At 67.3% G+C, this 23,118-nt stretch carries 24 protein-coding genes; 15 read left to right on the forward strand and 9 right to left on the reverse strand.

What is annotated here, in order from left to right; all coding sequences use genetic code 11:
• Nucleotides 1-52 precede the first annotated feature (52 nt).
• From HW466_RS02070 to HW466_RS02095, 6 genes are all read left to right on the forward strand, one after another.
• On the forward strand, nt 53-2,530 hold the full coding sequence (locus tag HW466_RS02070; RefSeq protein ID WP_174905372.1) for an efflux RND transporter permease subunit: 2,478 nt from the start codon (nt 53-55) through the stop codon (nt 2,528-2,530).
• Nucleotides 2,531-2,600: 70 nt separating this feature from the next.
• Nucleotides 2,601-3,680, forward strand: a complete 1,080-nt coding sequence (locus tag HW466_RS02075; protein ID WP_059507495.1) for a 3-ketosteroid-9-alpha-monooxygenase, oxygenase component — start codon at nt 2,601-2,603, stop codon at nt 3,678-3,680.
• Between the two features lie 300 nt (nt 3,681-3,980).
• A complete protein-coding gene (locus HW466_RS02080; protein ID WP_006751843.1) occupies nt 3,981-4,184 on the forward strand; it encodes a cold-shock protein in 204 nt (67 codons plus the stop codon).
• A 460-nt stretch (nt 4,185-4,644) separates the two neighbouring features.
• A complete protein-coding gene (infA, locus tag HW466_RS02085; protein WP_059451274.1) occupies nt 4,645-4,908 on the forward strand; it encodes a translation initiation factor IF-1 in 264 nt (87 codons plus the stop codon).
• Nucleotides 4,909-5,318: 410 nt separating this feature from the next.
• A complete protein-coding gene (locus HW466_RS02090; protein ID WP_151006873.1) occupies nt 5,319-6,584 on the forward strand; it encodes an alkaline phosphatase family protein in 1,266 nt (421 codons plus the stop codon).
• Complete coding sequence (locus HW466_RS02095; RefSeq protein ID WP_059507493.1) at nt 6,581-6,829, forward strand: hypothetical protein; 249 nt, start codon at nt 6,581-6,583, stop codon at nt 6,827-6,829. Before HW466_RS02090 ends, HW466_RS02095 begins: the two co-directional genes overlap by 4 nt.
• 188 nt (nt 6,830-7,017) lie before the next feature.
• Here the strand turns inward: HW466_RS02095 and HW466_RS02100 are convergent, their stop codons facing one another.
• From HW466_RS02100 to HW466_RS02130, 7 genes are all read right to left on the reverse strand, one after another.
• Nucleotides 7,018-8,406, reverse strand: coding sequence for an MFS transporter (locus HW466_RS02100; protein WP_174905373.1), 1,389 nt, complete (start codon nt 8,404-8,406; stop codon nt 7,018-7,020).
• A gap of 195 nt (nt 8,407-8,601) precedes the next feature.
• Nucleotides 8,602-9,633: a 4-hydroxy-2-oxovalerate aldolase gene (gene dmpG, locus HW466_RS02105; protein WP_059451279.1), complete on the reverse strand. Its 1,032-nt coding sequence runs from the start codon at nt 9,631-9,633 to the stop codon at nt 8,602-8,604.
• A 16-nt stretch (nt 9,634-9,649) separates the two neighbouring features.
• Entirely contained in the window at nt 9,650-10,549 is a 900-nt protein-coding gene (locus HW466_RS02110) for an acetaldehyde dehydrogenase (acetylating) (protein ID WP_151003460.1), read from the reverse strand.
• 13 nt (nt 10,550-10,562) lie between these two features.
• Nucleotides 10,563-11,345 (reverse strand): 2-oxopent-4-enoate hydratase, encoded by a 783-nt coding sequence (gene dmpE, locus HW466_RS02115; RefSeq protein ID WP_151003462.1) that lies wholly within the window; start codon nt 11,343-11,345, stop codon nt 10,563-10,565.
• A gap of 99 nt (nt 11,346-11,444) precedes the next feature.
• Complete coding sequence (locus HW466_RS02120; RefSeq protein ID WP_059773870.1) at nt 11,445-12,827, reverse strand: DUF1329 domain-containing protein; 1,383 nt, start codon at nt 12,825-12,827, stop codon at nt 11,445-11,447.
• 41 nt (nt 12,828-12,868) lie between these two features.
• Nucleotides 12,869-14,434, reverse strand: a complete 1,566-nt coding sequence (locus HW466_RS02125) for a DUF1302 domain-containing protein (protein ID WP_151003464.1) — start codon at nt 14,432-14,434, stop codon at nt 12,869-12,871.
• 166 nt (nt 14,435-14,600) lie between these two features.
• The gene (locus HW466_RS02130; protein WP_151003466.1) at nt 14,601-15,380 is read right to left on the reverse strand and encodes an SDR family oxidoreductase; all 780 of its coding nucleotides are present in this window, start codon (nt 15,378-15,380) and stop codon (nt 14,601-14,603) included.
• A 138-nt stretch (nt 15,381-15,518) separates the two neighbouring features.
• Here HW466_RS02130 and HW466_RS02135 point away from each other — a divergent pair, with 138 nt between their 5' ends.
• The 9 genes from HW466_RS02135 (at nt 15,519) to HW466_RS02175 (ending at nt 22,050) form a co-directional block, all read left to right on the forward strand.
• Nucleotides 15,519-16,364 (forward strand): alpha/beta fold hydrolase, encoded by an 846-nt coding sequence (locus HW466_RS02135; protein ID WP_060360637.1) that lies wholly within the window; start codon nt 15,519-15,521, stop codon nt 16,362-16,364.
• Between the two features lie 62 nt (nt 16,365-16,426).
• A complete protein-coding gene (locus tag HW466_RS02140) occupies nt 16,427-17,215 on the forward strand; it encodes an SDR family NAD(P)-dependent oxidoreductase (RefSeq protein ID WP_151003468.1) in 789 nt (262 codons plus the stop codon).
• Nucleotides 17,216-17,256: 41 nt separating this feature from the next.
• Nucleotides 17,257-18,006: an electron transfer flavoprotein subunit beta/FixA family protein gene (locus tag HW466_RS02145; protein WP_151003470.1), complete on the forward strand. Its 750-nt coding sequence runs from the start codon at nt 17,257-17,259 to the stop codon at nt 18,004-18,006.
• 15 nt (nt 18,007-18,021) lie between these two features.
• Nucleotides 18,022-18,972, forward strand: coding sequence for an electron transfer flavoprotein subunit alpha/FixB family protein (locus HW466_RS02150; RefSeq protein ID WP_151003472.1), 951 nt, complete (start codon nt 18,022-18,024; stop codon nt 18,970-18,972).
• A gap of 3 nt (nt 18,973-18,975) precedes the next feature.
• Nucleotides 18,976-19,506 (forward strand): acyltransferase, encoded by a 531-nt coding sequence (locus HW466_RS02155; RefSeq protein WP_059507482.1) that lies wholly within the window; start codon nt 18,976-18,978, stop codon nt 19,504-19,506.
• Between the two features lie 254 nt (nt 19,507-19,760).
• Nucleotides 19,761-20,009, forward strand: a complete 249-nt coding sequence (locus HW466_RS02160; protein ID WP_059450374.1) for a hypothetical protein — start codon at nt 19,761-19,763, stop codon at nt 20,007-20,009.
• Nucleotides 20,010-20,231: 222 nt separating this feature from the next.
• Nucleotides 20,232-20,876: a DUF1326 domain-containing protein gene (locus HW466_RS02165; RefSeq protein ID WP_059541369.1), complete on the forward strand. Its 645-nt coding sequence runs from the start codon at nt 20,232-20,234 to the stop codon at nt 20,874-20,876.
• Nucleotides 20,873-21,664, forward strand: a complete 792-nt coding sequence (locus tag HW466_RS02170) for a DUF2182 domain-containing protein (protein ID WP_059507480.1) — start codon at nt 20,873-20,875, stop codon at nt 21,662-21,664. Before HW466_RS02165 ends, HW466_RS02170 begins: the two co-directional genes overlap by 4 nt.
• 38 nt (nt 21,665-21,702) lie before the next feature.
• Nucleotides 21,703-22,050, forward strand: a complete 348-nt coding sequence (locus HW466_RS02175) for a copper-binding protein (RefSeq protein ID WP_151003474.1) — start codon at nt 21,703-21,705, stop codon at nt 22,048-22,050.
• A 49-nt stretch (nt 22,051-22,099) separates the two neighbouring features.
• Here the strand turns inward: HW466_RS02175 and HW466_RS02180 are convergent, their stop codons facing one another.
• Together HW466_RS02180 and HW466_RS02185 are read right to left on the reverse strand one after the other, a co-directional pair.
• The gene (locus HW466_RS02180) at nt 22,100-22,510 is read right to left on the reverse strand and encodes a VOC family protein (RefSeq protein ID WP_151003476.1); all 411 of its coding nucleotides are present in this window, start codon (nt 22,508-22,510) and stop codon (nt 22,100-22,102) included.
• A gap of 63 nt (nt 22,511-22,573) precedes the next feature.
• A complete protein-coding gene (locus HW466_RS02185) occupies nt 22,574-23,035 on the reverse strand; it encodes an Lrp/AsnC family transcriptional regulator (RefSeq protein WP_059507477.1) in 462 nt (153 codons plus the stop codon).
• Nucleotides 23,036-23,118 lie beyond the last annotated feature (83 nt).

Here is a 23,118-nt window from a genome sequence, read left to right on the forward strand (position 1 = left end):
GCGCTGCGCCGATCCGCATCGTCCGTCCCGTCCGTCCCGACCCGAGAAATCCATGAACGACCTGTCACGCTCCACCGAAGCCGTTCCCGCGTCGCGCCTCGCCGCGTTCGTCGAGCGCTGCGCCGACACGATCATCCGGCAGCGCCGCCTGCTGATGCTGCTGTGCGTCGCGGTGACGCTCGCGCTCGGCCTGTCCGCGACGCGCCTGAAGCTCGATCCGGGCTTCAACAAGATGATTCCGATGCAGCATCCGTACATGCAGGTGTTCGAGCGCTACGCGGGCGCGTTCCCGGGCGCGAACACGATCCTCGTCAGCCTGCGCTGGAAGGGCGACGGCGACATCTACAACCAGGTCTTCATGGACGCACTGCGCCACGCGACCGACGACGTGTTCTTCATCCCCGGCGTCAACCGCTCGCGCGTGTTCTCGCTGTTCACGCCGAACGTCCATTACACGGAAGTGACCGAAGCCGGCTTTCGCGGCGACGTGGTCGTGCCCGGTCAGTTCTCGAGCGCGAACCCGGGCGATCTCGCGAAGGTGCGCGGCAACGTCGCGCGCTCGGGGCAGATCGGCCGGCTGGTCGGCAACGACCTGAAGTCGGCGCTGATCCGCGCGGAACTGCGCGAGACCGATCCGGCCACCGGCAAGCGGCTCGACTACAGCGCGGTCGCGCGCCAGCTCGAGGACATCCGCACGCGCTACGCGAAGCAGGGCATCGACGTGAACATCATCGGCTTCGCGAAGCTGGTGGGCGACGTCGAGGCCGGTATCGCCGGCGTGATGGCGTTCTTCGCGCTGGCGTTCCTGGTGACGGCCGCGCTGCTGTTCGCCTATACGCGCTCGCTGAAGACCACCGTGCTGGCACTCGTCGTCGCGCTGCTGCCGGTCGTGTGGCTGCTCGGCGCGCTGCCGCTGCTCGGGCTCGGCATCGATCCGATGTCGATCCTCGTGCCGTTCCTGATCTTCTCGATCGGCGTGTCGCACGCGGTGCAGATGACCAACGCGTGGAAGCAGGCGCTGGTGCGCGGCGCGTCGTCGGTCGACGCCGCGCGCGACGCGTTCCGCAAGCTGTTCGTGCCGGGCACGGTCGCGCTGCTGACCAACGCGCTCGGCTTCATGGTGATCATGCGGATCCGGATCGACATCGTGCGCGAGCTCGGCATTACCGCGTGCCTGGGCGTGCTGCTGATGATCGTCACCAACAAGGTGTTCCTGCCGATCCTGCTGTCGTACACGCGCCTCGAGCGCGGCACGCTGGCGCGCGCACAGCGCACGGCCGCCGCGGGCGGCAGCGGGAAGTGGTCGCGCTTCGCGGTGTTCGCGCGGCCCGCGCCGGCGCTCGGCGTGTTCGCCGTGGCGCTCGCGCTGCTCGCATACGGCACGCTCGAGTCGCGCAGGCTGGAGATCGGCGACATCGGCACCGGCGCGCCGGAGCTGCGCGCGAACTCGCGCTACAACATCGACAACGCGGCGATCACGCATCAGTACAACATCGGCGTCGACGTGCTGTCGGTGATCGTCGAGACGACCGGCTTCGACGACGCGTGCCTGCATTACCCGGTGATGAGCGCGATCGAGAAGTTCGAGATGAACATGCGCGGCGTGGCCGGCGTGCAGTCGGTGACGAGCGTCGCGTCGCAGGGCAAGGTGTTCATCGCCGCGTTCAACGAAGGCAACCCGCGCTGGGCCGCGCTGCCGCGCTCGAGCGAAGGGCTCACGCAGGGCTCCAACGCGTTCGACCCCGACAACGGGATGAACACCGCGAACTGCAAGGCGATCCAGGTGTTGATCTACACGCAGAACCACGAAGGCACGACCATCGCGCACATCGTCGACGAGATCAAGCGCTTCGCGGCCGAGAACCCGACGCCGAACGTCGCGTTCCGGCTCGCGGGCGGCAACGTCGGCGTGATGGCCGCGACCAACGAGGCGGTCGGCGACGCGGAGGTCGCGATGCTGCTGTCGATCTTCGGCGCGATCGCGCTGCTCTGCGCGGTCACGTTCCGCTCGTGGCGCGCGGTGCTGTGCATCATCGTGCCGCTCACGCTGGTGTCGATCCTGTGCAACGCGGTGATGGCGCGGCTCGGCATCGGACTGAAGGTCGCGACGCTGCCGGTGATCACGCTCGGCGTGGGCGTCGGTGTCGACTACGGGATCTACCTGTACGAACGCCTGCAGCACGACATCCGCCACGGCGCGACGCTGCCGGACGCATTCGCCGATGCGATGCGCCAGCGCGGCACCGCGGCGCTGTTTACCGCCGTCACGATGTTCATCGGCGTCGGCACGTGGGCATTCTCCGCGCTGAAGTTCCAGGTCGACATGGGCGTGCTGCTCGCATTCATGTTCCTCGTGAACCTGTTCGGCGCGGTGTTCCTGCTGCCCGCGCTGGCCGCATGGCTCGGCGTCGAGCGCGCCGAGCGCCGCGTGTCGCGCGCGCCGCAGCCGGCATCGCCGCAGGCCGCGCCCGCATCCGCACCCGCGCTCAAGCCGGCGCGCACGCTCGAACCCGGCAATCCGGTGCGCTGAGCGACACATCCCCCTTTTTTCCCGGTGCGCGGCGGGCCGCCGCGCGTTCCCCCAAGAGGAGTCAACCCGCATGTCCGCACGCCCATACAAGATCGAAGCCCAGCCGCTCGCGCAGCGCTATGCGCGCGGCTGGCACTGCCTCGGGCTCGCCCGCGACTACAAGGACGGCAAGCCGCATACGCTGAACATCTTCGGCCGCAAGCTCGCCGCGTTCGCCGATTCGACCGGCAGGATCAACGTCGTCGATGCGTATTGCCCGCACATGGGCGCCGACCTCAGCCTCGGCACGGTCGACGGCGACCATCTCGTCTGCCCGTTCCATGGCTGGGCCTGGAACGGCGAGGGGCAGTGCGCGTCCATCCCGTACTGCAAGCGGATTCCGCCGAAGGCGCGCATCGGCGCGTGGCCGACTTGCGAGGAAAACAACCTGCTGTTCGTGTGGAACGACCCGGAAGGCAATGCGCCGCCGCCGGAAGTCGCGATTCCGCGCCTCGACGTGTGCTTCTCCGACGAATGGTCGGACTGGGTGGTCGACAAGATGGTGATCCACGCGAATTGCCGCGAGCTGGTCGACAACATCTCGGACGTCGCGCACTTCGCGACCGTCCACCGCGCGCCGGTCGACTATTTCGCGAACCTGTTCGAAGGTCACAAGGCGACGCAGCTGATGGTCGGCCGCAGCGAGAAGCTGGGCGGCGACAGCCTGACCGCGCTGTCGACGTATTTCGGGCCGGCCGTGCACATCACGCAGATGACGGGGCAGAGCGGCGGCCAGCCGATCCATTCGGTGCTGCTGAACTGCCACGTGCCGATCGACATGAACAGCTTCGAGCTGCGCTACGGCGTGATCGTGAAGAAGGTGGCCGGCCTGACCGACGAACAGAACATGGAGATCGCGAATGCGTACGTGAAGGAAGCGCAACGCGCGTTCTACGAGGACGTCGACATCTGGCACAGCAAGACGCGGATCGACAACCCGCTGCTGTGCGAAGGCGACGGGCCGCTGTACCAGATGCGCGACTGGTATTCGCAGTTCTACCTGGACGCGGCCGACGTGCGGCCGTCGAGCGTCGCGCGCAAGACGTTCGAGATGAAGATCCGCGACGGCGAGTCGCCGCCGGCGCTGCATCACGTATTCGAACCGCGGTAACGGCTCGCTATTGGCGGCGAAGCGCGGTAAAAAGGGGGCGTACCGTTTCTCGCCCCGATTGCCGCGCACGCCCGCCACGCAAGGCGCACGCGCTGCCGTGCGCCTGCGTCGCACCGAAAGAGCTTGACGGATCGGCCTGCACCGCGTAGTGTCCGAGACCGAAGTCTTCAAGAAGTTCGATTGCTCATCATTGGCCGCACGCCGTGCGGCAGTCGTTGGTCTCTCCCTCTTTTGATTCTTTCTGTGCCCGACACGGGCGCATGTTCAATCATTCGTTTCAATCGTATTAAGGAAGTATTTGTGGATACCGGTACCGTCAAGTGGTTCAACGAAACCAAGGGCTTTGGTTTCATCTCCCCGGACAACGGCGGCGACGATCTGTTCGCCCATTTCTCGGAAATTCGCGGCACGGGCTTCAAGACCCTCGCCGAAGGCCAGAAGGTCAGCTACGAAGTGAAGCGTGGCCCGAAGGGTCTGCAAGCGTCGAACATCACGCCGCAGTAAGCCGTACCGGCACCGGCCGTCGCATGGCGGCCGCTGCCCGACGGATTTCGCGCGAATGCCGGCCCGAGCCGGCGTCCCGCGCGTTTCGACGCACACGACCGATGCATCGCGGCATTCACGATGCATCGGTCGTGTGCTTCCTTCATCCATCGCAGGTCCGTACGACGTGCGATCCAACGCCCTCGCGAAGCGCTTGCCGCGTCGCCAGCGGCTCATGCTGCAACCCGAGTAGACCGTCGCCACGCCGCACGCGGCGCGGTCCCGACTTTGCGCGGTGCCGATCGCACCGCCGCCACCGACCGCCCGACCGCCGCATTGCGCCGGGCTCCGATCAAGACGGGCACGTTGCCCGTCTGAACGAATTGATCCCCGGCATCGCGCCGGCCGCCGTCCCGTTGCGGGGCACGGCGCCGGTGAGTTCGCCGCGGCCGCGGTCATTACCTTGTCTGGAGGAATTGGTTTGGCAAAAGAAGAACTGCTGGAACTGGACGGAATCGTCGACGAAGTGCTGCCGGACAGCAAATACCGTGTCACGCTGGAAAACGGCGTCGTGGTGGGCGCGTATGCGTCGGGCCGCATGCGCAAGAACCACATCCGCATTCTCGCGGGTGATCGCGTGACGCTGGAATTGTCCGTGTACGACCTGACGAAGGGACGCATCAACTTCCGTCACAAGGACGCGAATTCGCCGCGTCCGCCGCGCGCCGGGCAACCGCGTCGCTGAAGCATCGGCGATCGGGCGGCACAACGCCGCACCGATCGCAACCCGGCCGGCCGTTGATGCGGCCGGGCACCCCGGATGGACGGCGCGGTACGCGCCGTTCGCCGGTCGCCCGCGGCGGGGCAGTGCCGCTGCGGCCGGCCCGCATTCCTTCCCGTCGAATCGTCCGATTCGGCCTGTTTTCCCCCCGCTCATCGATTCGCCGCGTATCGCTTTCGCGTTCCATGCCGGTTTTCGGCTGAATCCGCACGTCTTGTCGCGCCCTTAGCCGGCTTTACGCGCTGGCCGGCGTAGCCGTACACTCGTCGGCAATTCGCGGCCCGCGCACGCTGCAGCGCCTTTGCTTTCAGTTTCTTTCCGTGCCGCCGCGATCGTGCCAGCCGGAATTTCGTCGCGCGACGCCAGGAGGCGCCATGAGTGCAGACGCAACCCCCGCAGCTCCCGCCGTTCCCGCCGTTGCGTCGGTTCAGGACCGCATCCGGCACGTGTTCGTGCTGATGCTCGAGAACCGCTCGTTCGATCATCTGTTCGCGCTCTCGGGCATCGCCGGCATCACGGCCGCGTCGTCGGGCGACGGCAACGCCTACGACGGCACTGTCCATCCGTTCGGCGGCGGCGCGCCCGACCGGATGCCGACCGATCCGTGCCACGAATTCACCGACGTGCTCGAACAGTTGTGCGGCGCCGGCGTACCGTTCGTCAAAGGACGGCCTTATCCCGGCATCGACAATTCGGGATTCGTGTCGAACTACGCGACGTCGCATTCCGAGGGCACGCCGCCGCCAGCGGGCAGCGTTGGCGCGGTCATGCAGGGGGCGGATGTGCGCACGCAGGCGCCGTCGCTGTACGCGCTCGCGAACGCATTCGTGCTGTGCGACCGCTGGCACGCGTCGATGCCCGGGCCGACCTGGCCGAACCGCTTTTTCCTGCACGGCGCATCGTCGGCCGGCCTCGACCATTCGCCCACCCGGGAAGAAATGGCGGGATGGGACACGCTCGACGGCTTCCATTATCCGAACGGCTCGATCTTCGCCGCGCTCGGCGACGACAACTGGCGCATCTATCAGGACCAGTCGGGCGATCCGCTCGGCCACGTGCCGCAGGTGGCATCGCTGAAGGGCGTGAGCTTCTTCGACGTCGACGATCTGTCGCACTTCGAAGCCGATCTCGCGGCCGGCTATACCGCGCGCTACACGTTCATCGAGCCCGGTTACGGCGACATCGTGCACGGCACCTACCGGAACGGCAGTTCGCAGCATCCGATGGACGGCCTGGCCGGCGGCGACCAGCTCGTCGCGCGCGTGTACGACGCGATCCGCAATTCGCCGGTGTGGGCGAGCAGCCTGCTCGTGATCGTCTACGACGAGCACGGCGGCTTCTACGACTCGGTCAGGCCGGGTGCGGCGCCGCCGCCGAACGACGGCGCGGCCGCGACGCTGAATGCGAGCGGCTTCGGGTTCGACGTGTATGGCGTGCGCGTGCCAGCAATCGTCGTGTCGCCGTGGGTTGCGGCAGGTCATGTCGATCACACGCCGTACGATCACAGCTCGGTGGTCGCGACGCTCGGGCGCCTGTTCGGTCTCGCGCCGCTGACGGATCGCGATCGCGCAGCCAACGACCTGCTGTCGCTCGTGACCACGACCTGCCGCACCGACTGCCCGACGAGGATCGGCTCATGAACACGACTCCGGCAACCGACCCGCGCGATGCGCTGCCCGTGCGCGACGGCACCAGCCTGATCGCGTATCTGCACATCCTGAAAAAGGCGCATGCGGCGCTGGTCGGGCACGACCAGGCGCATCGCCGGTTCAGCCAGATCGTCACGCGCGGACAGGCGCGGCAGTACATCGAGGAGCTGATGCCGACGCTGCTGCAGGCGCGCGCCGCGCATCGGCGGCGCAGGCATGGCGGAAAGCACCGCTGACGCGGTGCGCGGTTGACACTTGTCGGCTCGTGAAGCCAGGCTGCTGGCGAAGGGCGAAGGGCGAAGGGCGAAGGGCGAAGGGCGAAGGGCGAAGGGCGAAGGGCGAAGGGCGAAGGGCGAAGGGCGAAGGGCGAAGGGCGAAGGGAGGACGCGCTATGCGCGATGCATGGGAGCCGAGCGACGCTGCATCACGCCGACTGCCGCGCGCCCCGCACGCCGACCGCCGCTCCCGCAGCTCCCGCCAGTTGCACCGCCGCGCCGGCGAACATCGCCGTGCGCAAGCCCGCCGTGCCGCCATGCGCGGCCGCGAACAACGTGCCGAGCACCGCGATTCCGAGCGTCGCGCCCGCCATCCGCGCGACGTTGACGAGCGCGCTCGCGGTGCCCGAGCGTGCGGCCTCGACCGCGCCGACGGCGACGGTCATCAGCGGGCCCGTCGCGATTCCCATCCCGAGCCCCGTCAACGCGAGCCCGATCTCGGCGCCGAGCAGGCCCGGCGATGCGGCAAACGCGCCGATCGCCGCGAGCCCGCTCGCGATCACGGCGACGCCGCCCGCCGTCGTCGCGCGCGTGCCGACGCGCTCGGACAACGGCCCCGAGCACGGCGACACGACGACGAACACGAGTGCCATCGGCAACAACGCGAGCCCCGCGCCGGTCGAATCGAGTCGGCCGATGCTTTGCCACGTGAGCGGCAGCAGGAACAGGACGCCGTACATCCCGAACGTCATGCCGGTGGTTGCCGCGATCGCGCCGCGAAACGCGCTGATCCGGAAGATGTCGAGCGGCACCAGCGCCGCTTCGCCATGGCGCCGCTCGATCGCGACGAACGCGATGAACGACGCCATGGCGATACCGCTCGCGACCGCACTGGCGACGGGCGCCTCGCGGAACACGATCGCCGCATACGCGAGCGTGCCGAGGGCCAGCGCGCCGGCAACCTGCGCGCCCGCGTCGAAATGCCGGCCGCGCGGATCGGACGATTCAGGCACGGCCGGTATCGCGAGCAGCATCGCCGCGACGCTCAGCGGCACGACCACGAAGAAAATGCTGCGCCAGCCGAAGTGGCGGATCAGCACGCCGCCGACGGTCGGGCCGATCGCCATCGCGACGCCGTTGCATCCGGCCCAGATGCCCAGCGCGCGGCCGCGCTCGACCGGGTCGCGCCACACGACGCGCACGATCGCGAGCGACGCGGGCAGCAGCAGCGCCGCGCCGACACCGGCCAGCGCGCGTGCGCCGATCAGCACCGACACCGACGGCGCGAGCGCGCATATCAACGACGCGACGGTAAACACGGCCGTGCCGGCCATGAAGATACGGCGCCGGCCGTGCAGGTCGGCGAGCAGCCCGCCGGTGAGCAGCAGCACCGCGTACGTGAGGTTGTAGCTGTCGACGACCCATTGCAGCGCGCCCACTCCCGCATGGAAATACGCGCCGATCGCGCGTGTCGCGAGATTGACGACGGCCGTGTCGACTTGCGCGACGAGCACCGCGAGACACAGTGTCAGCAGGGTCACGCTGCGCTGCCGGGCGATACGTACGGCGCGTGCGGCGAGTTCTCCGGTGTGGGCCATGGGCGGGTTCCTCGACGGGGCGATCATGCGAGCTTAGGCGTCGCCTGCTGCCAGCGTGGTGTCAGCACGCGACCCGGCCATGTGCGCGCAAGCGGCGTGCCCGCGCGCGTCGATTCGACTCGCGACGACGCGCGAACGCCGGGCCGTGGTCCGTTTCCCGTGACCCCGGCCACGGCCACGGCCGCACTGCCTGCGCTAGGCCGCCACCGCCCGAGCCCGCGCCATCGTCAACGCCGCATCCTCGATCATGTCCTCCTGCCCGCCGACGAGCCGCTGGCGGCCGAGCTCGACGAGAATGTCGCGCGCCGGAATTCCGTATTTCGCTTCCGCACGCTTCGCGAACAGCAGGAACGACGAGTAGACGCCCGCATAGCCGAGCGTCAGCGCATCGCGGTCGAGGCGGATCGGCGCGTCCATGATCGGCACGACGAGATCCTCGGCCACGTCGGAAATCGCGAACACGTCGACACCGGTCTCGATCCCCATCCGGTCGCACACGGCGACGAACACTTCCATCGGCGTATTGCCCGCGCCCGCGCCGAGGCCGGCCGCGGCCGCGTCGATCCGGTTCGCGCCGGCGGCGACCGCCGCGACCGAGTTCGCGACGCCCATCGCGAGGTTGTGATGGCCGTGGAAGCCGAGCTCCGTCTCCGGCTTCAGCGCGGCGCGCACCTGGCCGATCCGCGCGGTCACGTCGTCGGGCAGCATGTGGCCGGCCGAATCGGTGATGTAGATGCAGTTCGCGCCGTACGACTCCATCAGCTTCGCCTGCACGACGAGCTGCTCGGGCGACGACATGTGCGCCATCATCAGGAATCCGACCGTATCGAGCCCGAGCGTGCGCGCAAGGCCGATGTGCTGTTCCGACACGTCCGCTTCCGTGCAGTGGGTGGCCACGCGGATCGTGCCGACGCCGAGCTCGTGCGCCATGCGCAAGTGCTCGACCGTGCCGATGCCGGGCAGCAGCAGCGCCGACACCTTCGCGTGCTTCAGTTCGGGGATCACGGCGCTCAGGTATGCCTCGTCGGTGTGCGCGGGAAAGCCGTAGTTGACCGACGCGCCGCCGAGCCCGTCGCCGTGCGTGACCTCGATCAGCGGCACGCCGGCCGCATCGAGCCCGCGCGCGATGTCGCGCATCTGGTCGAGCGTGATCTGGTGACGTTTCGGATGCATTCCGTCGCGCAGCGACATGTCGTGGACGGTGATCTTCTTGCCTGCAAGTGACATCGTGTGACTCCTCGACTCAAGCGGTGGCGGCCGTCGCGGCCAGCATCTGTTCGGCGAAACGCTCGGCCGTGGCGGCCGCGGCGGCGGTCATGATGTCGAGGTTGCCCGCGTATTTCGGCAGGTAGTCGCCGAGCCCCTCGACTTCCATGAAGACCGACACGCGGTTGCCGTCGAACACCGGGCCGTTCTTCAGCGTATAGCCGGGCACGTAGCGCTGCACTTCCTTGACCATCGCATGCACCGACGCCGTGATCGCGTCGACGTCGGGCGGGCCGTCGGTCAGGCAGTGGATCGTGTCGCGCATGATCAGCGGCGGTTCGGCCGGATTGATCACGATGATCGCCTTGCCCTTGCGCGCGCCGCCGACCTGTTCGATCGCGCCGGACGTCGTGCGCGTGAATTCGTCGATGTTCTTGCGCGTGCCGGGGCCGACCGAGCGCGACGACACCGTCGCGACGATCTCGCCGTACGCGACCGGCTGCACGCGCGACACCGCGTACACCATCGGGATCGTCGCCTGCCCGCCGCAGGTCACCATGTTCACGTTCATCTGCGCGCTGTCGACGTGCGCGTCGAGGTTCACCGGCGGCACGCAATACGGGCCGATCGCGGCGGGCGTCAGGTCGATCATCTTCACGCCGAGCGCGGTCAGCTTGTCGGCGTTGTCGCGGTGCACGTAGGCCGAGGTCGCGTCGAACGCGATGCGGATGTCGTCCGCAGCGACGTGCGGCAACAGCCCGTCGACGCCCTGGTCGGTCGTCTTCAGCCCGAATTCGCGGGCGCGCGCGAGGCCGTCGGATGCCGGGTCGATGCCGATCATCCACACGGGTTCGAGCAACGTCGAGCGGCGCAGCTTGACGAGCAGGTCGGTGCCGATGTTGCCGGGCCCGATCAGTGCGCATTTGATTTTCTTCATCAGGTTCGTTCCTTTAGATAAAGCGGACGTCGCAACCGCCGATGCCGGAGATGTGCATCGACAGCGCGTCGCCGGCCGTGACCGGAATCAGTTTGGCGAGCGAGCCGGACAGCACGATCTCGCCGGCAAGCAGCGGCACGTCGTATTCGGCGAGGGTGTTCGCGAGCCATGCGACCGCGTCGGCGGGATGGCCGAGCGCCGCATCGCCGCGGCCTTGCGCGACGCGCTCGCCGTTCATCTCGATGGTCATCTCGCATGCGGCGAGGTCGAGCGTGCGCGGGTCGACGCGCGCATCGCCGAGCACGTACACGCCGCACGATGCGTTGTCGGCGACGGTGTCCTCGATGCGGATCGCCCAGTCGCGGATGCGCGAATCGACGATCTCGAAGCAGGGCGCGACGGCGGCCGTCGCGGCGATCACGTCGGTGCGATCGATGCCGGGGCCGCGCAGGTCGCGCGCCAGGATGAACGCGATCTCGCCTTCGGCGCGCGGCGCGATCAGCGACTCGATGGCGATCGAGTCGCCCGCCGCGTAGTGCATGCCGGACAGCAGGATGCCGAAATCGGGCTGGCGCACGTTCAGCATGTCCTGCACGGCCTGGCTCGTCACGCCGATCTTCTTGCCGACCACCGATTCGCCGCGCTCGGTGCGGCGTTCGATGAAGCGTTGCTGGATGCGGTACGCATCGTCGACGGACAGCCGGCGCGCGCGGCTCGACAGCGGTGCGACCGGTGCGCGTGCGTGCCACGCGGCGTACAGCTCGTCGCCGAGCGTCGTATGCAAGCGGGAAGACATGAAAGGGCCCTCGAATGGAAAAGGCCGCCGTCCCCGGGCGGCGTCAGGCGCCGGAGCCTCGCTCCGGCGCGTGGGACGCGGGCATCCCGCGCCGGATCCTTAGTTTCCCGAACTGCGGATCGCGTCCGGCGAGAAGTACGCCTCGCTGAACTGCGGGCTGCTGTCGAGTTTCGGCATCGGGCCTTCGTTGGTCAGGCGGTCGGCCATGTACGCGCCGGAGATCAGGTCGTGGAAGAACACGACACCCGGGTAGAACGTCTTCGCGTCGTACGCGTACAGCGTCGTCGCGACGTTGGTGCGCCACAGCTGGCCGCGCGCGTCGTAGTTGTCGGCGAGCAGGGTCATCCAGGTATCCTCATCGATGTACAGCACGCGCTTCGCGTACTGATGGCGGTAGCCGCTTTTCAGCGTTGCCTGCAGCACCCATACGCGATGCAGCTCGTAGCGGATGTACGACGGGTTCTCGTGGCCCTTGGTCAGCAGGTCCGCATACTTGACCGAGCTGTCCATCGCCTTGTAGTTGTGGTACGGCACGTACACTTCGCGCTTGCCGACGATCTTCCAGTCGTAGCGGTCGCCGGGGCCGTTGTACAGGCGGTCGTCGTCGACGGTGCGGAAGCCGCCCGGGCCCTGCGGCTGGTCATAGCCGTATTCCGGCGCCTGGCGCACGCGCCGCGTGCCGGGGTTGTACATCCACGTGCGCGACGAATTGTCCGCGCCGGCCTTGTCCCAGTTCGTGAAGCCGACGATCAGCGAGCCGCGGTCCGACAACGGCAGCTCCGTCGCGTTGCGGTAGAACGTGCGGTTGTTCAGGTCGCTCTTCACGTCGTACTTGCCGACGTTGCGCGGCGAGTAGATGTCGTAGCGCACCTTGCCCCACGCGATGTTGCCGTCGGAGTACACGACGGCCTGGTCGTAGGTCGCCTGCTCCGTGCCGATCGCCGACGAGAAACGCTGGTTCCACAGCAGCTCGGCAGCCGTCTTTGGAATCGGGTAGGGCACCTGCGGCGGCGCGTTGGTCACCCCGTTCGCGTCGGACGTCATCGTCGAGTCGGGCGCGTACGTGCGGATGTCCTTGTAGACGGAATCCGCATAGCGGAAATCGCGATGGCTCGGATAGACGTTGATCTTGAACGTCGCCGGGTAACGCTTGAACATTGCCTTCTGGCCGTCGGTCAGGTGCTCCGCGTACTGGGCCATGTTCTCGGCGGTGATCGTCGCGACCGGCTTTTCGTTCGCGTACGGATCGGGATAGCGCCCGCCGCGCTTGTACTGCACGTCGGGCGGTGTGCCGAGCCACTTGCCCGACCACTCCGGCACGCCGTTGTCCTTGCTCGCGGCACGCACCGCGCCCATCGGCGTGAGCGGGCCATCGAGCGCCTTCAGGTCGTCCGGCGTGACCTTCGCGAACGATGCCGTCGCGACCAGCGCACAAGCGGCCATCACCGACGCGCGCGGGAGAGGGAGACGAGTTCGTTTCATGACAAATCCTCTTCTTGCTGAGTGACGAGCGGGCGGGCCGCTCAGAAGTGGTAGGTCGCCGTGGCGAGCACGTAGTCGCGATCGGCGAGCGGACGCGTGACGGGGTTCGGCGAACCGAGGAATTTCGCGTAGACGAGCGACAGCGACAGGTTGCTCAGGCGCGTGAACGTGACGCCGGCCGTCACGCGGTGATCGCCCTGGCCCGTCAGCGAGCCGAGCGCGCCGGCCAGCGGCGACGTGCCGGCCAGGTCGTGCGTGTACGTGAGCGGCACGTCGAGATCCCAGCCGTTGAACACGTTCTTGTAGCTGAGCGTCCAGGCCAGCTCGAGCGCGAGCGCGTTGCGCGAGTTCGCGAGGGTGGTCGAGCCGTCCACGGCCGAGATGCCGCCCGCGTGCACGTACGTGATTTCACCGACCAGCGATTGAGAATTCGCGAGGAAGCTCGGCCCGATCGAGTAGATGCCGGACAGGTTGAGCTGCGTGACGTTCGCGCGCGTTGCCTGCGCGCCGGTCGTCGTGTTGACGAGCACGGCCGCGCCCTGGCGGTATGACGCTTCGCCCGCGACGTTGACCGGACCGACCTGCGTCGAGAAGCTCGCGCCCGTCAGCTTGATGTTGTTGAAATAGGTCTGCCGGTACTGCAGCACCGGATAGAACGACGTGACGACGCTCGGGTTCATGTCGTTGTAATGCAGGTGATACACGCCGAGCTCGGTATCGCCGAACACGCGCACGCGTGCACCGATACCCCACTGGTTGCGGGCGCTCGGCTTGTCGTCGGCCCCGCGCGGAATGATCATCCCGCCCGGGCCGATGATGAACTGCGCGCCCGGGCCGACCACGTCCGAATAGCTCCAGTACGTGCCGGGCGCGGTCAGGCGGTTCTGCTGGAACGAGAACTGGTAGTAGCCGAGCAGGCTGAAGTTCGGCGTGATCTGCCACTGCGTCGAGATCTGCGGCACGGGCAGCAGGATGTCCTTCACCTGAGCGCCCGCGACGTAGGACTTGGTCGCATCGGCCGGCCCTTGCGCGCCCGCGATGTTCGGGAAGAACAGGCTTTCGCCCCACGCGACCACCTGGTCGCCGACCTTGACGTTCAGGCTCGTCGCGCCGATCTTGAAGGTGTTGTACGCGTAGGCGGCGAGCAGCGTCGTGTGGCCGCCCGACCAGTAGCGCGCATCGCTCGTGAAGTTGTTGTACTGGCCGGACTGGTTCACGGTGCCCGGCGCGTCGTTGTAGTTCGGGCGGTGATACGCCTGGTCGTAGAACGTGCTCGCGCGGACGAACACGCCCCAGTCGTCGTGCTTCAGGTTCACTTCGCCGAGCAGGCTGACCTGGTTTTCGATCAGCTTGTTCTTCGCGAAGTTTCGGTCGCCGTCGTCGCCATTGATGTTCGCGGGCGTCAGCAGATTGCCGCTCGGCGCGCGCGTGCGCATGCCGAGGCCGTAACTCAGCGTGAACGTGTAGTCCAGCGTCGTGTCGGCGCCCAGCTCGATCGTGCTGCCTGCGTGCGCGTCGGGAACGGCGCACGTCAGCAGCGCGGCGGCCAGCGTCGACAGCGTGGCGGTGGCCTGCTTGCCGGTACGGCGCGAAATCCGTTGATGCATGGTGTCTCCTCTGGGGTATCGACGACGGTCGACTGTGGTTGTCGTGAGAGGCAGAGTAGGGAGATCGCGGTAGCAGGGAATCGTCAAAATGAACTAGATGACTTCCCTAGGACTGGAAACGATCGGCGTGCGTCGGCGTGCCATCGAGCGTCGCCGGTCGCGCGCGTCAGTGTGGCTCCGTTCGCGCTGCCGCGAGGAACGCCGGCCGTTCGCCGCCGCCGTCGAGCCGCAGGTTCGCGCCGGACGTGTACGACGCGTCGGGCGACGCGAGGAACAGGCACGCCGACGCGACGTCGTCGGGTGTCGCGAGCCGTCCGGCGGGAATCGTCGCGCGGATCGCGTCGAGCGCGGCATCGTCGCCGTAATGACCTTCGGTCGCGGATTCCGTCTGCACGAGGCTCGGGCTGATCGCGCATACGCGCACGCGCGGCGCCCATTCGACCGCGAGTGACGTGACGGCATTGACGAGGCCCGCCTTCGCGGCGCCGTAGGCGGCGGTGCCCGGCGAGGGCCGCGACGCGCTGACACTCGCGATGAACAGCATCACGCCGCCGTGCGGCTGCGGCTGCATGATCGCGTTCACGCGCTGCGCGAGCTGCAGCGGCGCGATCAGGTTGAGTCGCACGATCGATTCGGTGAAGCGCGGCGACGCGTCGGCCGCGAGCACGAACGGCGAGCCGCCCGCGTTGTTGACCAACACGTCGAGGCAGCCGGTGGCATCGCGGATCGTCGCGAGCATCGCGTCGACCTGCTCGATGTCGCGCAGGTCGGCCGCGACGAAAGTGGCCGTGCGCCCGCCGCCCGAAGGCGGCGTGTCGGGTGCGCTGCGCCCGCACACGAACACGCGCGCACCCGCCGCGAGAAACCGCTCGGCGATGCGCCGCCCGATGCCCTTGGTGCCGCCCGTCACGAGCACCGTCCTGCCGCTGTAGTCGAATCCGTTCATCGTCTGCCTCCGTTTCGGTGGCCCGATGATAGGAACAAGCGCGCGCAGCTTCGTAGTCTGAAAGGATGATGCCGGCCGGCGCCCGCGGCGCAATCATCGTGGCAGGCATCCATCGACCGACGAAGGAGACAACCCGCGATGACGACCCTCACGACGCCGCCGGCCGGCATCTTCACCGACGTACCGGGCGGCTTGCGCCTGCATCATTTCGAGGCGGGCGAAGGCCGCCCGGTCGTGTTCATCCACGGCAGCGGCCCGGGCGCAAGCGGCTTTAGCAACTTCAAGCACAACTACCCGGCATTCGCGGCCGCCGGCCATCGCGCGATCGTCGTCGACCTTCCCGGCTACGGGCAGTCGTCGAAGCCGTCCGACGTCGCTTACACGCTCGACTTCTTCGTCGGCGCGCTGCATGCGCAGCTGTCCGCGCTCGGCATCGGGCCGGCCGTGCTGCTCGGCAACTCGCTCGGCGGCGCGATCGCGCTGAAATACGCGCTCGATTACCCGGATGAAGTCGACGCGCTGATCATGATGGCCCCGGGCGGCGTCGAGGATCGCGACACCTATTTCCGGATGGAAGGGATCCAGCGGATGGTGCAGCTGTTCACCAATCGCCAGATGAATGACGACACCATGCGCGAGCTGCTGACGCTGCTGGTTCACGACCCGGCGATCGTCACCGACGCGCTCGTCGCCGAGCGGATGAAGGTCTGCGTCGAGCAGCCGACCGAAGTGCTGTCGACGATGAGCGTGCCGAACCTGACGGGCGCGCTCGGCGACCTGCGCTGCCCGGTGCTCGGTTTCTGGGGCACCGACGATCGCTTCAATCCGGTCGGCGGCGCGCTGACGTTCCTCGAACGCTGTCGCGACGCGCGCTTCGTGCTGCTGAACCGCTGCGGCCACTGGGTCATGGTCGAGCACGCCGCATATTTCAATCGCGAATGCGTCGACTTCCTCGCGGCACCTGCCGCCCCCGCCACGCGATAATTCCCGATGCCCTTCACGTCCGGCCCGTTCGAGGCCGGTTCGCCTGATTACACGGAGACACAATGAAACTGATCGAAGAGCTGTTCGACCTGCGCGGCAAGGTGGCCGCAATCACCGGCGGCGCGCGCGGCATCGGCGCGGAAACGGCACGCACGCTGGCGGCGGCCGGCGCGAGCGTCGCGATCCTCGACGTGCTGTCGCAACCGGCGCAAGTGCTCGTCGAGGAGATCCGCGCGCAGGGCGGGCAGGCCGCGTTCTGGTCGCTCGACGTGACGCACGAGGCCGATGTGGCACGCGTGTTCGGCGAGATCGTCGCGCGCTTCGGGCGCCTCGACGTGCTCGTGAACAACGCGGGCATCGAAGGGCACAACGTGCCGACGCACGAACTCACGCTCGCGCAATGGCAGCGCGTGCAGGACGTGAACGTCAACGGCGTGTTCCTGTGCACGCGCGCCGCGATTCCGCACATCGAGGCGGCCGGCGGCGGCTCGATCGTGAACCTGTCGTCGATGTACGGGATCGTCGGCGGCCCCGACGTCCCCGCGTATCACGCATCGAAGGCGGCGGTGCGGATGATGGCGAAGGTCGATGCGATGCTGTATGCGGCGAAGAACATCCGCGCGAATTCGGTGCATCCGGGCTACATCCGCACGCCGATGCTCGAGGATGCATTCCGGCAGATGGGCCAGGATCCGGATCGTGCGTTCGAGTACATGCAGACGCACGTGCCGATGGCGAAGATCGGCAGCCCGCGCGACATCGCGGCGGGCATCCTGTATCTCGTGTCGCCGGCGGGACGCTACGTGACGGGGGCGGAGCTTGTGATCGACGGCGGATACACCGCGCGCTGATTGGCCGCGGCCGTAAAAAAAGCGAAACAGGAGACAGGCAGTTGAAAGCGCTCGTGGCAGTGAAGCGCGTGGTCGACGCGAACGTGAAGGTCGGCGTGAAGTCCGATCAATCCGGCGTCGACATCGCGAACGTGAAGATGTCGATGAACCCGTTCGACGAAATCGCGGTGGAAGAGGCCGTGCGATTGAAGGAGGCCGGCGTCGTGACGGAGGTGGTGGCCGTGTCGGTCGGTGTCGCGCAAGCGCAGGAAACGCTGCGCACGGCGCTGGCGATCGGCGCGGATCGCGCGATCCTGGTCGAGTCGAACGACGGCGTCGAGCCGCTGGCCGTCGCGAAGATCCTCAAGGCGCTGGTCGACAAGGAGCAGCCGCAACTCGTGATCCTCGGCAAGCAGGCGATCGACGACGATTCGAACCAGACGGGCCAGATGCTGGCTGCGCTGGCTGGCCTGCCGCAAGCGACGTTCGCGTCGAAGGTGACGATCGCTGATGGTCGTGCCACCGTTGCACGTGAAGTCGATGGAGGCGCGGAAACGCTGTCGCTTCAACTGCCCGCGGTTGTCACGACGGATCTGCGCCTGAACGAGCCGCGCTACGTGACGCTGCCGAACATCATGAAGGCGAAGAAGATGCCGCTGGAAATGGTGAAACCCGAAGACCTGGGCGTGGACGTTACGCCGCGTCTGAAGACGCTGAAGGTGGCCGAGCCGCCGAAGCGCGCGGCCGGCGTGAAGGTGCCGGACGTGAAGACGCTGGTCGAGAAGCTGAAGACCGAAGCCAAGGTGCTGTAAAGGGAGCGGAAAGAAATGACGATTCTGGTGATTGCCGAGCACGATGCGGCATCGGCGGGCGGGGCGTCGCCGATCAAGGCGGCGACGTTGAATGCGGTGGCGGCTGCGCAGGCCATCGGCGGTGACATTCACGTGCTGGTCGCGGGGCACAACGCGCAGGGCGCGGCCGATGCGGCAGCAAAGATCGCGGGTGTGTCGAAGGTGCTGCTGGCCGACGCGCCGCAGCTGGCCGAAGGCTTGGCGGAGAACATCGAAGCAACGGTGCTGACCATCGCCGAGAACTACTCACACATCCTCGCCCCGGCAACGGCCTACGGCAAGAACGTCGCGCCGCGCATCGCCGCGAAGCTCGACGTCGCGCAGATTTCGGACATCACGGCGGTCGTATCGGCCGACACGTTCGAGCGCCCGATCTACGCGGGCAACGCGATCGCGACGGTGCAGTCGAGCGACCCGATCAAGGTCATCACGGTGCGCGCGACCGGTTTCGATCCGGTTGCGGCTGAAGGCGGCAGCGCATCGATCGAGAAGATCGAAGCAGCGGCCGATGCGGGGCTGTCGCAGTTCGTCAGCCGTGAAGTGACGAAGCTGGACCGTCCGGAGCTGACCAGCGCGAGCATCATCGTGTCGGGCGGCCGCGGTCTGGGTAGCGGCGAAAACTACACGAAGGTGCTGGAGCCGCTGGCGGACAAGCTGTCGGCAGCGCTCGGCGCATCGCGCGCGGCCGTCGACGCAGGCTACGTGCCGAACGACTACCAGGTCGGCCAGACCGGCAAGATCGTTGCACCGCAGTTGTACATCGCGGTCGGCATCTCGGGCGCGATCCAGCATCTGGCCGGCATGAAGGATTCGCAGGTGATCGTCGCGATCAACAAGGATCCGGAAGCGCCGATCTTCAGCGTGGCCGACTACGGCGTGGTCGGCGATCTGTTCGCACTCGTCCCCGAAGCGGTCGCGGCGCTCTGAGCGATGGCGCTGTTCGAATTCAACGGCACGCGCCCGCGCATCGATCCGTCCGCGTACGTTCATCCGAGCGCGGTCGTGATCGGCGACGTGACGATCGGCGCGGGTTGCTACATCGGCCCGCATGCGAGCCTGCGCGGCGACTTCGGTGCAATCGTCGTCGAGGAGGGCAGCAACGTGCAGGACGGCTGCGTGCTGCACGTCGGCATCGGCGAGACATGCCGGCTCGGCGTGAACAGCCACGTCGGCCATGGCGCGATCGTGCACGGCGCGACGCTCGAACCGGACACGATGATCGGGATGAACGCGGTCGTGATGGATGGCGCGACGATCGGCGCGACGACGATCGTCGCGGCCTGCGCGTTCGTGAAGGCCGGCTACGACGTGCCGCGCGGCGTGCTGCTCGCGGGCGTGCCGGGGCGCGTGGTGCGGCGGTTGAGCGACGCGGAGATCGACGCGAAGGCGAACGGCACGCGGGTCTATCAGCAACTCGCGGCGGACTGCCTGCGGACGATGATGCAGATCGGCGACGCGTAAGCGATACGCGTCATCGCTCCGGCGGCGGATGCCTGGCGGTGGGAATCCGTCGTCGATTGCTCGAATGCCGCCGTGTGGCGAGCACCCAACGAAGCCGTGCCGTCAGCGCGGCGCCAGCGGTTTTCTCCGGGTTTGTGCGGATGGCGATTCGCGTGCGTGCGTGCCGATCGTGACATTCACGCGGGATCGATTGCCTGATGCGGCGCCGTTGTCTTAAGATCGGCGTCAGACTATCCCTCCGCCTCCGGCGCCGAATGAAAACGACCATACGCCTGCGCGTCGCCATCATCGCTTCGGCTTTTGCCGTCTATCACGTATTCATGCACATCCAGTGGGTCGCGAGCGGTTGCATCGAATTCCTCGGCAGCCGGCATTGCAGTTTCGAGAACACTGCGAATTTCGAGGGCATGATGGACTTCGACCTGCTCGTGACCTGCGCGTGGGTCGCGGGCGCGGTGATGGCGTGGCTCGCCGTCGCACGCGCGCCGAAGAAGTCCGGCTGAGCGGCAGCCGGCGCGCACTCCGCACGGGCATCGTATAAAGGCTGAAGAATGTAGCGGCATGCACCGCACGGCCGCGCCGAATTCGTCGGATCCGCGTCGTTGCACGCCGCCACTGGCGGCGTTTTCTTCGCGCGTTCGCACGCGTCGCGCGGCCTTTGCTTTCCCCTGTGCGCTGCACTAGATTCCAAGCATTACGTGCCAGCGACCGCGCGAGGTGAAGCCATGACGCCGTGGGAAATTCAGGGAACCGAACTGATGAACTGCAATTGCTCATACGGTTGCCCCTGCCAGTTCAATTCGTTGCCGACGCACGGCAACTGCGAAGCGATGGGTGCGATTTCGATCGACAGCGGCCACTATGGCGACGTCATGCTCGATGGCGTGCGGATCGCGGTCGTGTTCCAGTGGCCGGGGCCGATCCACGAAGGCCACGGACGCTGCCAGCCGATCGTCGACGAGCGCGCGAGCCCGGCACAGTGCGACGCCGTGCTGAAGATCATGACCGGCCAGGACACGGATCCGTTCGCGACGATGTTCTCCGTGTTCGCGTCGACGCTCGAGCACGCATACGATCCGATCTTCGCGAAGATCGATTTCGACGTCGATGTCGATGCGCGGCGGGGCCGGATCAGCGTCGAAGGCGTGTTCGACGTCGTCGGCGAGCCGATCCGCAATCCGGTGACGGGCGCCGAGCATCGCGTGCGGATCGACCTGCCGCATGGCTTCGAATACGAGCTTGCCGAGATCGGCTCCGGCACCGGCCGGTCGCGTGGCCACATCGAGCTGGATCTCGAGCGGAGCTACGCGCAGTTCGCGCGGCTGCACCTGAACAATCACGGGCTGATCCGGCATCGCGTCGCGGCATGACTCCGGTCGGCGATTTTCTCGGGCGCGAGCGCGTCGTCACGCTGCTCGGCATGACCGCGCTCGTCGGCGCATGCTGGGTCTACCTGTGGACGGGCGCGGGCACCGGCATGTCCGCGCTGGACATGACGGCGCTCGCGCTGTTCCCGCATCGGCTCGCCGACGACATGGGCGCGATGGATCCATCGCTCGCGACCGTGATCCTGATGTGGTGGGTGATGATGATCGCGATGATGACGCCCGGCGCGGCGCCGCTCGTGCTGCTGTATCGGCGCGTGCTGCGGCATCGCGGTGCGCAGGCAGCCGGGGCTGCGTTCACGTCGACGTTTTTGCTGGCCGGCTATCTGGCCGCGTGGCTGGGGTTCTCGATCGCGGCGGCGGTGCTCCAGACGCTGCTGCAGCCTGCCGGGCTGATCTCCGGAATGATGCTGTGGTCGAAGAGCGCCGTGCTGTCCGCAATCGTCCTCGCACTGGCCGGCGCCTACCAGTTCTCGCCGTTCAAGCAGGCGTGCCTGCGGCAGTGCCGGTCGCCGGTCGGGTTTCTCACGACGTACTGGCGCCCGGGCGTCACGGGCAGCTTCCTGCTGGGCGTGCGGCACGGCGCGTATTGTGTGGGCTGCTGCTGGCTGCTGATGGCGCTGCTGTTCGTGGGCGGCGTGATGAACGTCGTGTGGATCGTCGCATTGTCGCTGTTCGTGCTCGTCGAAAAAGTGCTGCCGGGCGGCGAGCGCATCGGCCGCGCGCTGGGCGTCGTGCTGATCGCGTGGGCGGTCGCGACGTTGCTGGTGTAGCCGGCGCGCTCGTTACTGGCTGAACGGGGAGTCGCTCGATGGAGACCAGATGCCTCGCCATCGCCGTACTCGGCGCGATGGCTGTCGTTGCGATGCCGGTGCGCGCGGGCGAGAGCATGCCCGACATGAGCATGGGCGACATGAAGATGTCGGCGCAGGATTCGGAGCTGACCGATGCCGAAGTGAAACGGATCGATGCCGCGCACGGCATGGTGACGCTGAAGCACGGCGCGCTCGAGAACGTCGGGATGGCGCCGATGACGATGGCGTTCAAGGCCCGTGACCGGGCGATGATCGAGTCGCTGCATGTGGGCGACAGGGTCAAGGTCCGGGTCGAGCGCGTGGCCGGCACGCTGACGATCGTGAAGCTCGTGCAACGACAGTAACGGCGGCGCAAGCGAGCGCTTTCCGCGCGACTGTCACGGGCAGGCAGCGCTAACGCCCGTCTTTACCTGGAGCACCGTCGGCTTCAGCGAAATTCAGTTCGACGCCATTGCCGGCCGGGTCGGTGAAAAAGAGCTGGAGTTGACGTGTGAGCGGCACGTACGCGCGCGAGTACCGGACGTGCGCGTCGGCCAGGCGCCGCTCCATGTCGGCCGCGTTTTCGCAAGAAAACGCCATGTGGTCGAACGTATTGACGACATGCGCCGGCCGGACCTCGCCTGGCCGTGCTTCCGACAGATGGAGGATCGCCTGCGCCCCCGCGTAGAGCCAGTAGCCGTTGCTCTGGAACGGCGGTCGATAGCCCGGCTCGAGGCCCACGACGTTCACGTAGAAATCGCGCAGCGCATCGAGCGTGGCTCGATCCGCGCGCAGGTTGTAATGATTGAGTCCGATCACTGGCATGGCGGGTTGTCCGGTTCGCGCAAGGTGCACACCGCACAGCATCGCGCAACGCGGGCGGTCCTGTCACCTCCGTGCGCCCTTGACGGCCGCTGCCGGCCGTGCGACGCCGCGCGCCGGCAGCGGCGTCGACATCACGATCGACGTGCGTGTTTCGCCGTACAGGTTGATGCGCTCGATCAGTTGCTCGAGGTGCGCCATGCTGACCGCGACGAACCGCATCACGTAGGAGTCGGCGCCGGTCACGTGATGGCACTCGACCACTTCGGGAATCGTTTCCAGCAGCTTCAGGAATTTCGCCTTCGCCGGTTGCGGCACCGTGATGCCGATCAGCGCGCTCACCGGGTAGCCGGCGGCGGCCGGATTGACGCGCGCCGTGTAGCCGTCGATCACGCCCGCCGATTCGAGGCGCTTCACGCGTTCGGTCACCGCCGGTACCGACAAGTGGACCTGGCGCGCCAGCTCCGTGTAGCTGATGCGGCCGTTGGCCTGCAGCAGCGCGAGTATCTTCCAGTCGAGTTCGTCCATCGCGGCGGAGTTTTTAAGGTGAAGGGCCTATTTTTCCTTAAAAACCGTCTTCAGCGGCGACCGGACTTTCCCTACGATGCGGT

This window comes from Burkholderia territorii (genome assembly GCF_902833055.1).
GTDB classification, from domain to species: Bacteria; Pseudomonadota; Gammaproteobacteria; order Burkholderiales; family Burkholderiaceae; genus Burkholderia; species Burkholderia territorii.

Excerpts from the sequence above, each read along its gene's own strand:
- HW466_RS02070 (WP_174905372.1), top strand. The coding sequence starts at position 53 with ATGAACGACCTGTCACGCTCCACCGAAGCCGTTCCCGCGTCGCGCCTC.
- HW466_RS02075 (WP_059507495.1), top strand. The coding sequence starts at position 2,601 with ATGTCCGCACGCCCATACAAGATCGAAGCCCAGCCGCTCGCGCAGCGC.
- HW466_RS02090 (WP_151006873.1), top strand. The coding sequence starts at position 5,319 with ATGAGTGCAGACGCAACCCCCGCAGCTCCCGCCGTTCCCGCCGTTGCG.
- HW466_RS02095 (WP_059507493.1), top strand. The coding sequence starts at position 6,581 with ATGAACACGACTCCGGCAACCGACCCGCGCGATGCGCTGCCCGTGCGC.
- HW466_RS02100 (WP_174905373.1), bottom strand. The coding sequence starts at position 8,406 with ATGGCCCACACCGGAGAACTCGCCGCACGCGCCGTACGTATCGCCCGG.
- dmpG (WP_059451279.1), bottom strand. The coding sequence starts at position 9,633 with ATGTCACTTGCAGGCAAGAAGATCACCGTCCACGACATGTCGCTGCGC.
- HW466_RS02110 (WP_151003460.1), bottom strand. The coding sequence starts at position 10,549 with ATGAAGAAAATCAAATGCGCACTGATCGGGCCCGGCAACATCGGCACC.
- dmpE (WP_151003462.1), bottom strand. The coding sequence starts at position 11,345 with ATGTCTTCCCGCTTGCATACGACGCTCGGCGACGAGCTGTACGCCGCG.
- HW466_RS02120 (WP_059773870.1), bottom strand. The coding sequence starts at position 12,827 with ATGAAACGAACTCGTCTCCCTCTCCCGCGCGCGTCGGTGATGGCCGCT.
- HW466_RS02125 (WP_151003464.1), bottom strand. The coding sequence starts at position 14,434 with ATGCATCAACGGATTTCGCGCCGTACCGGCAAGCAGGCCACCGCCACG.
- HW466_RS02130 (WP_151003466.1), bottom strand. The coding sequence starts at position 15,380 with ATGAACGGATTCGACTACAGCGGCAGGACGGTGCTCGTGACGGGCGGC.
- HW466_RS02135 (WP_060360637.1), top strand. The coding sequence starts at position 15,519 with ATGACGACCCTCACGACGCCGCCGGCCGGCATCTTCACCGACGTACCG.
- HW466_RS02140 (WP_151003468.1), top strand. The coding sequence starts at position 16,427 with ATGAAACTGATCGAAGAGCTGTTCGACCTGCGCGGCAAGGTGGCCGCA.
- HW466_RS02150 (WP_151003472.1), top strand. The coding sequence starts at position 18,022 with ATGACGATTCTGGTGATTGCCGAGCACGATGCGGCATCGGCGGGCGGG.
- HW466_RS02155 (WP_059507482.1), top strand. The coding sequence starts at position 18,976 with ATGGCGCTGTTCGAATTCAACGGCACGCGCCCGCGCATCGATCCGTCC.
- HW466_RS02160 (WP_059450374.1), top strand. The coding sequence starts at position 19,761 with ATGAAAACGACCATACGCCTGCGCGTCGCCATCATCGCTTCGGCTTTT.
- HW466_RS02165 (WP_059541369.1), top strand. The coding sequence starts at position 20,232 with ATGACGCCGTGGGAAATTCAGGGAACCGAACTGATGAACTGCAATTGC.
- HW466_RS02170 (WP_059507480.1), top strand. The coding sequence starts at position 20,873 with ATGACTCCGGTCGGCGATTTTCTCGGGCGCGAGCGCGTCGTCACGCTG.
- HW466_RS02175 (WP_151003474.1), top strand. The coding sequence starts at position 21,703 with ATGGAGACCAGATGCCTCGCCATCGCCGTACTCGGCGCGATGGCTGTC.
- HW466_RS02180 (WP_151003476.1), bottom strand. The coding sequence starts at position 22,510 with ATGCCAGTGATCGGACTCAATCATTACAACCTGCGCGCGGATCGAGCC.
- HW466_RS02185 (WP_059507477.1), bottom strand. The coding sequence starts at position 23,035 with ATGGACGAACTCGACTGGAAGATACTCGCGCTGCTGCAGGCCAACGGC.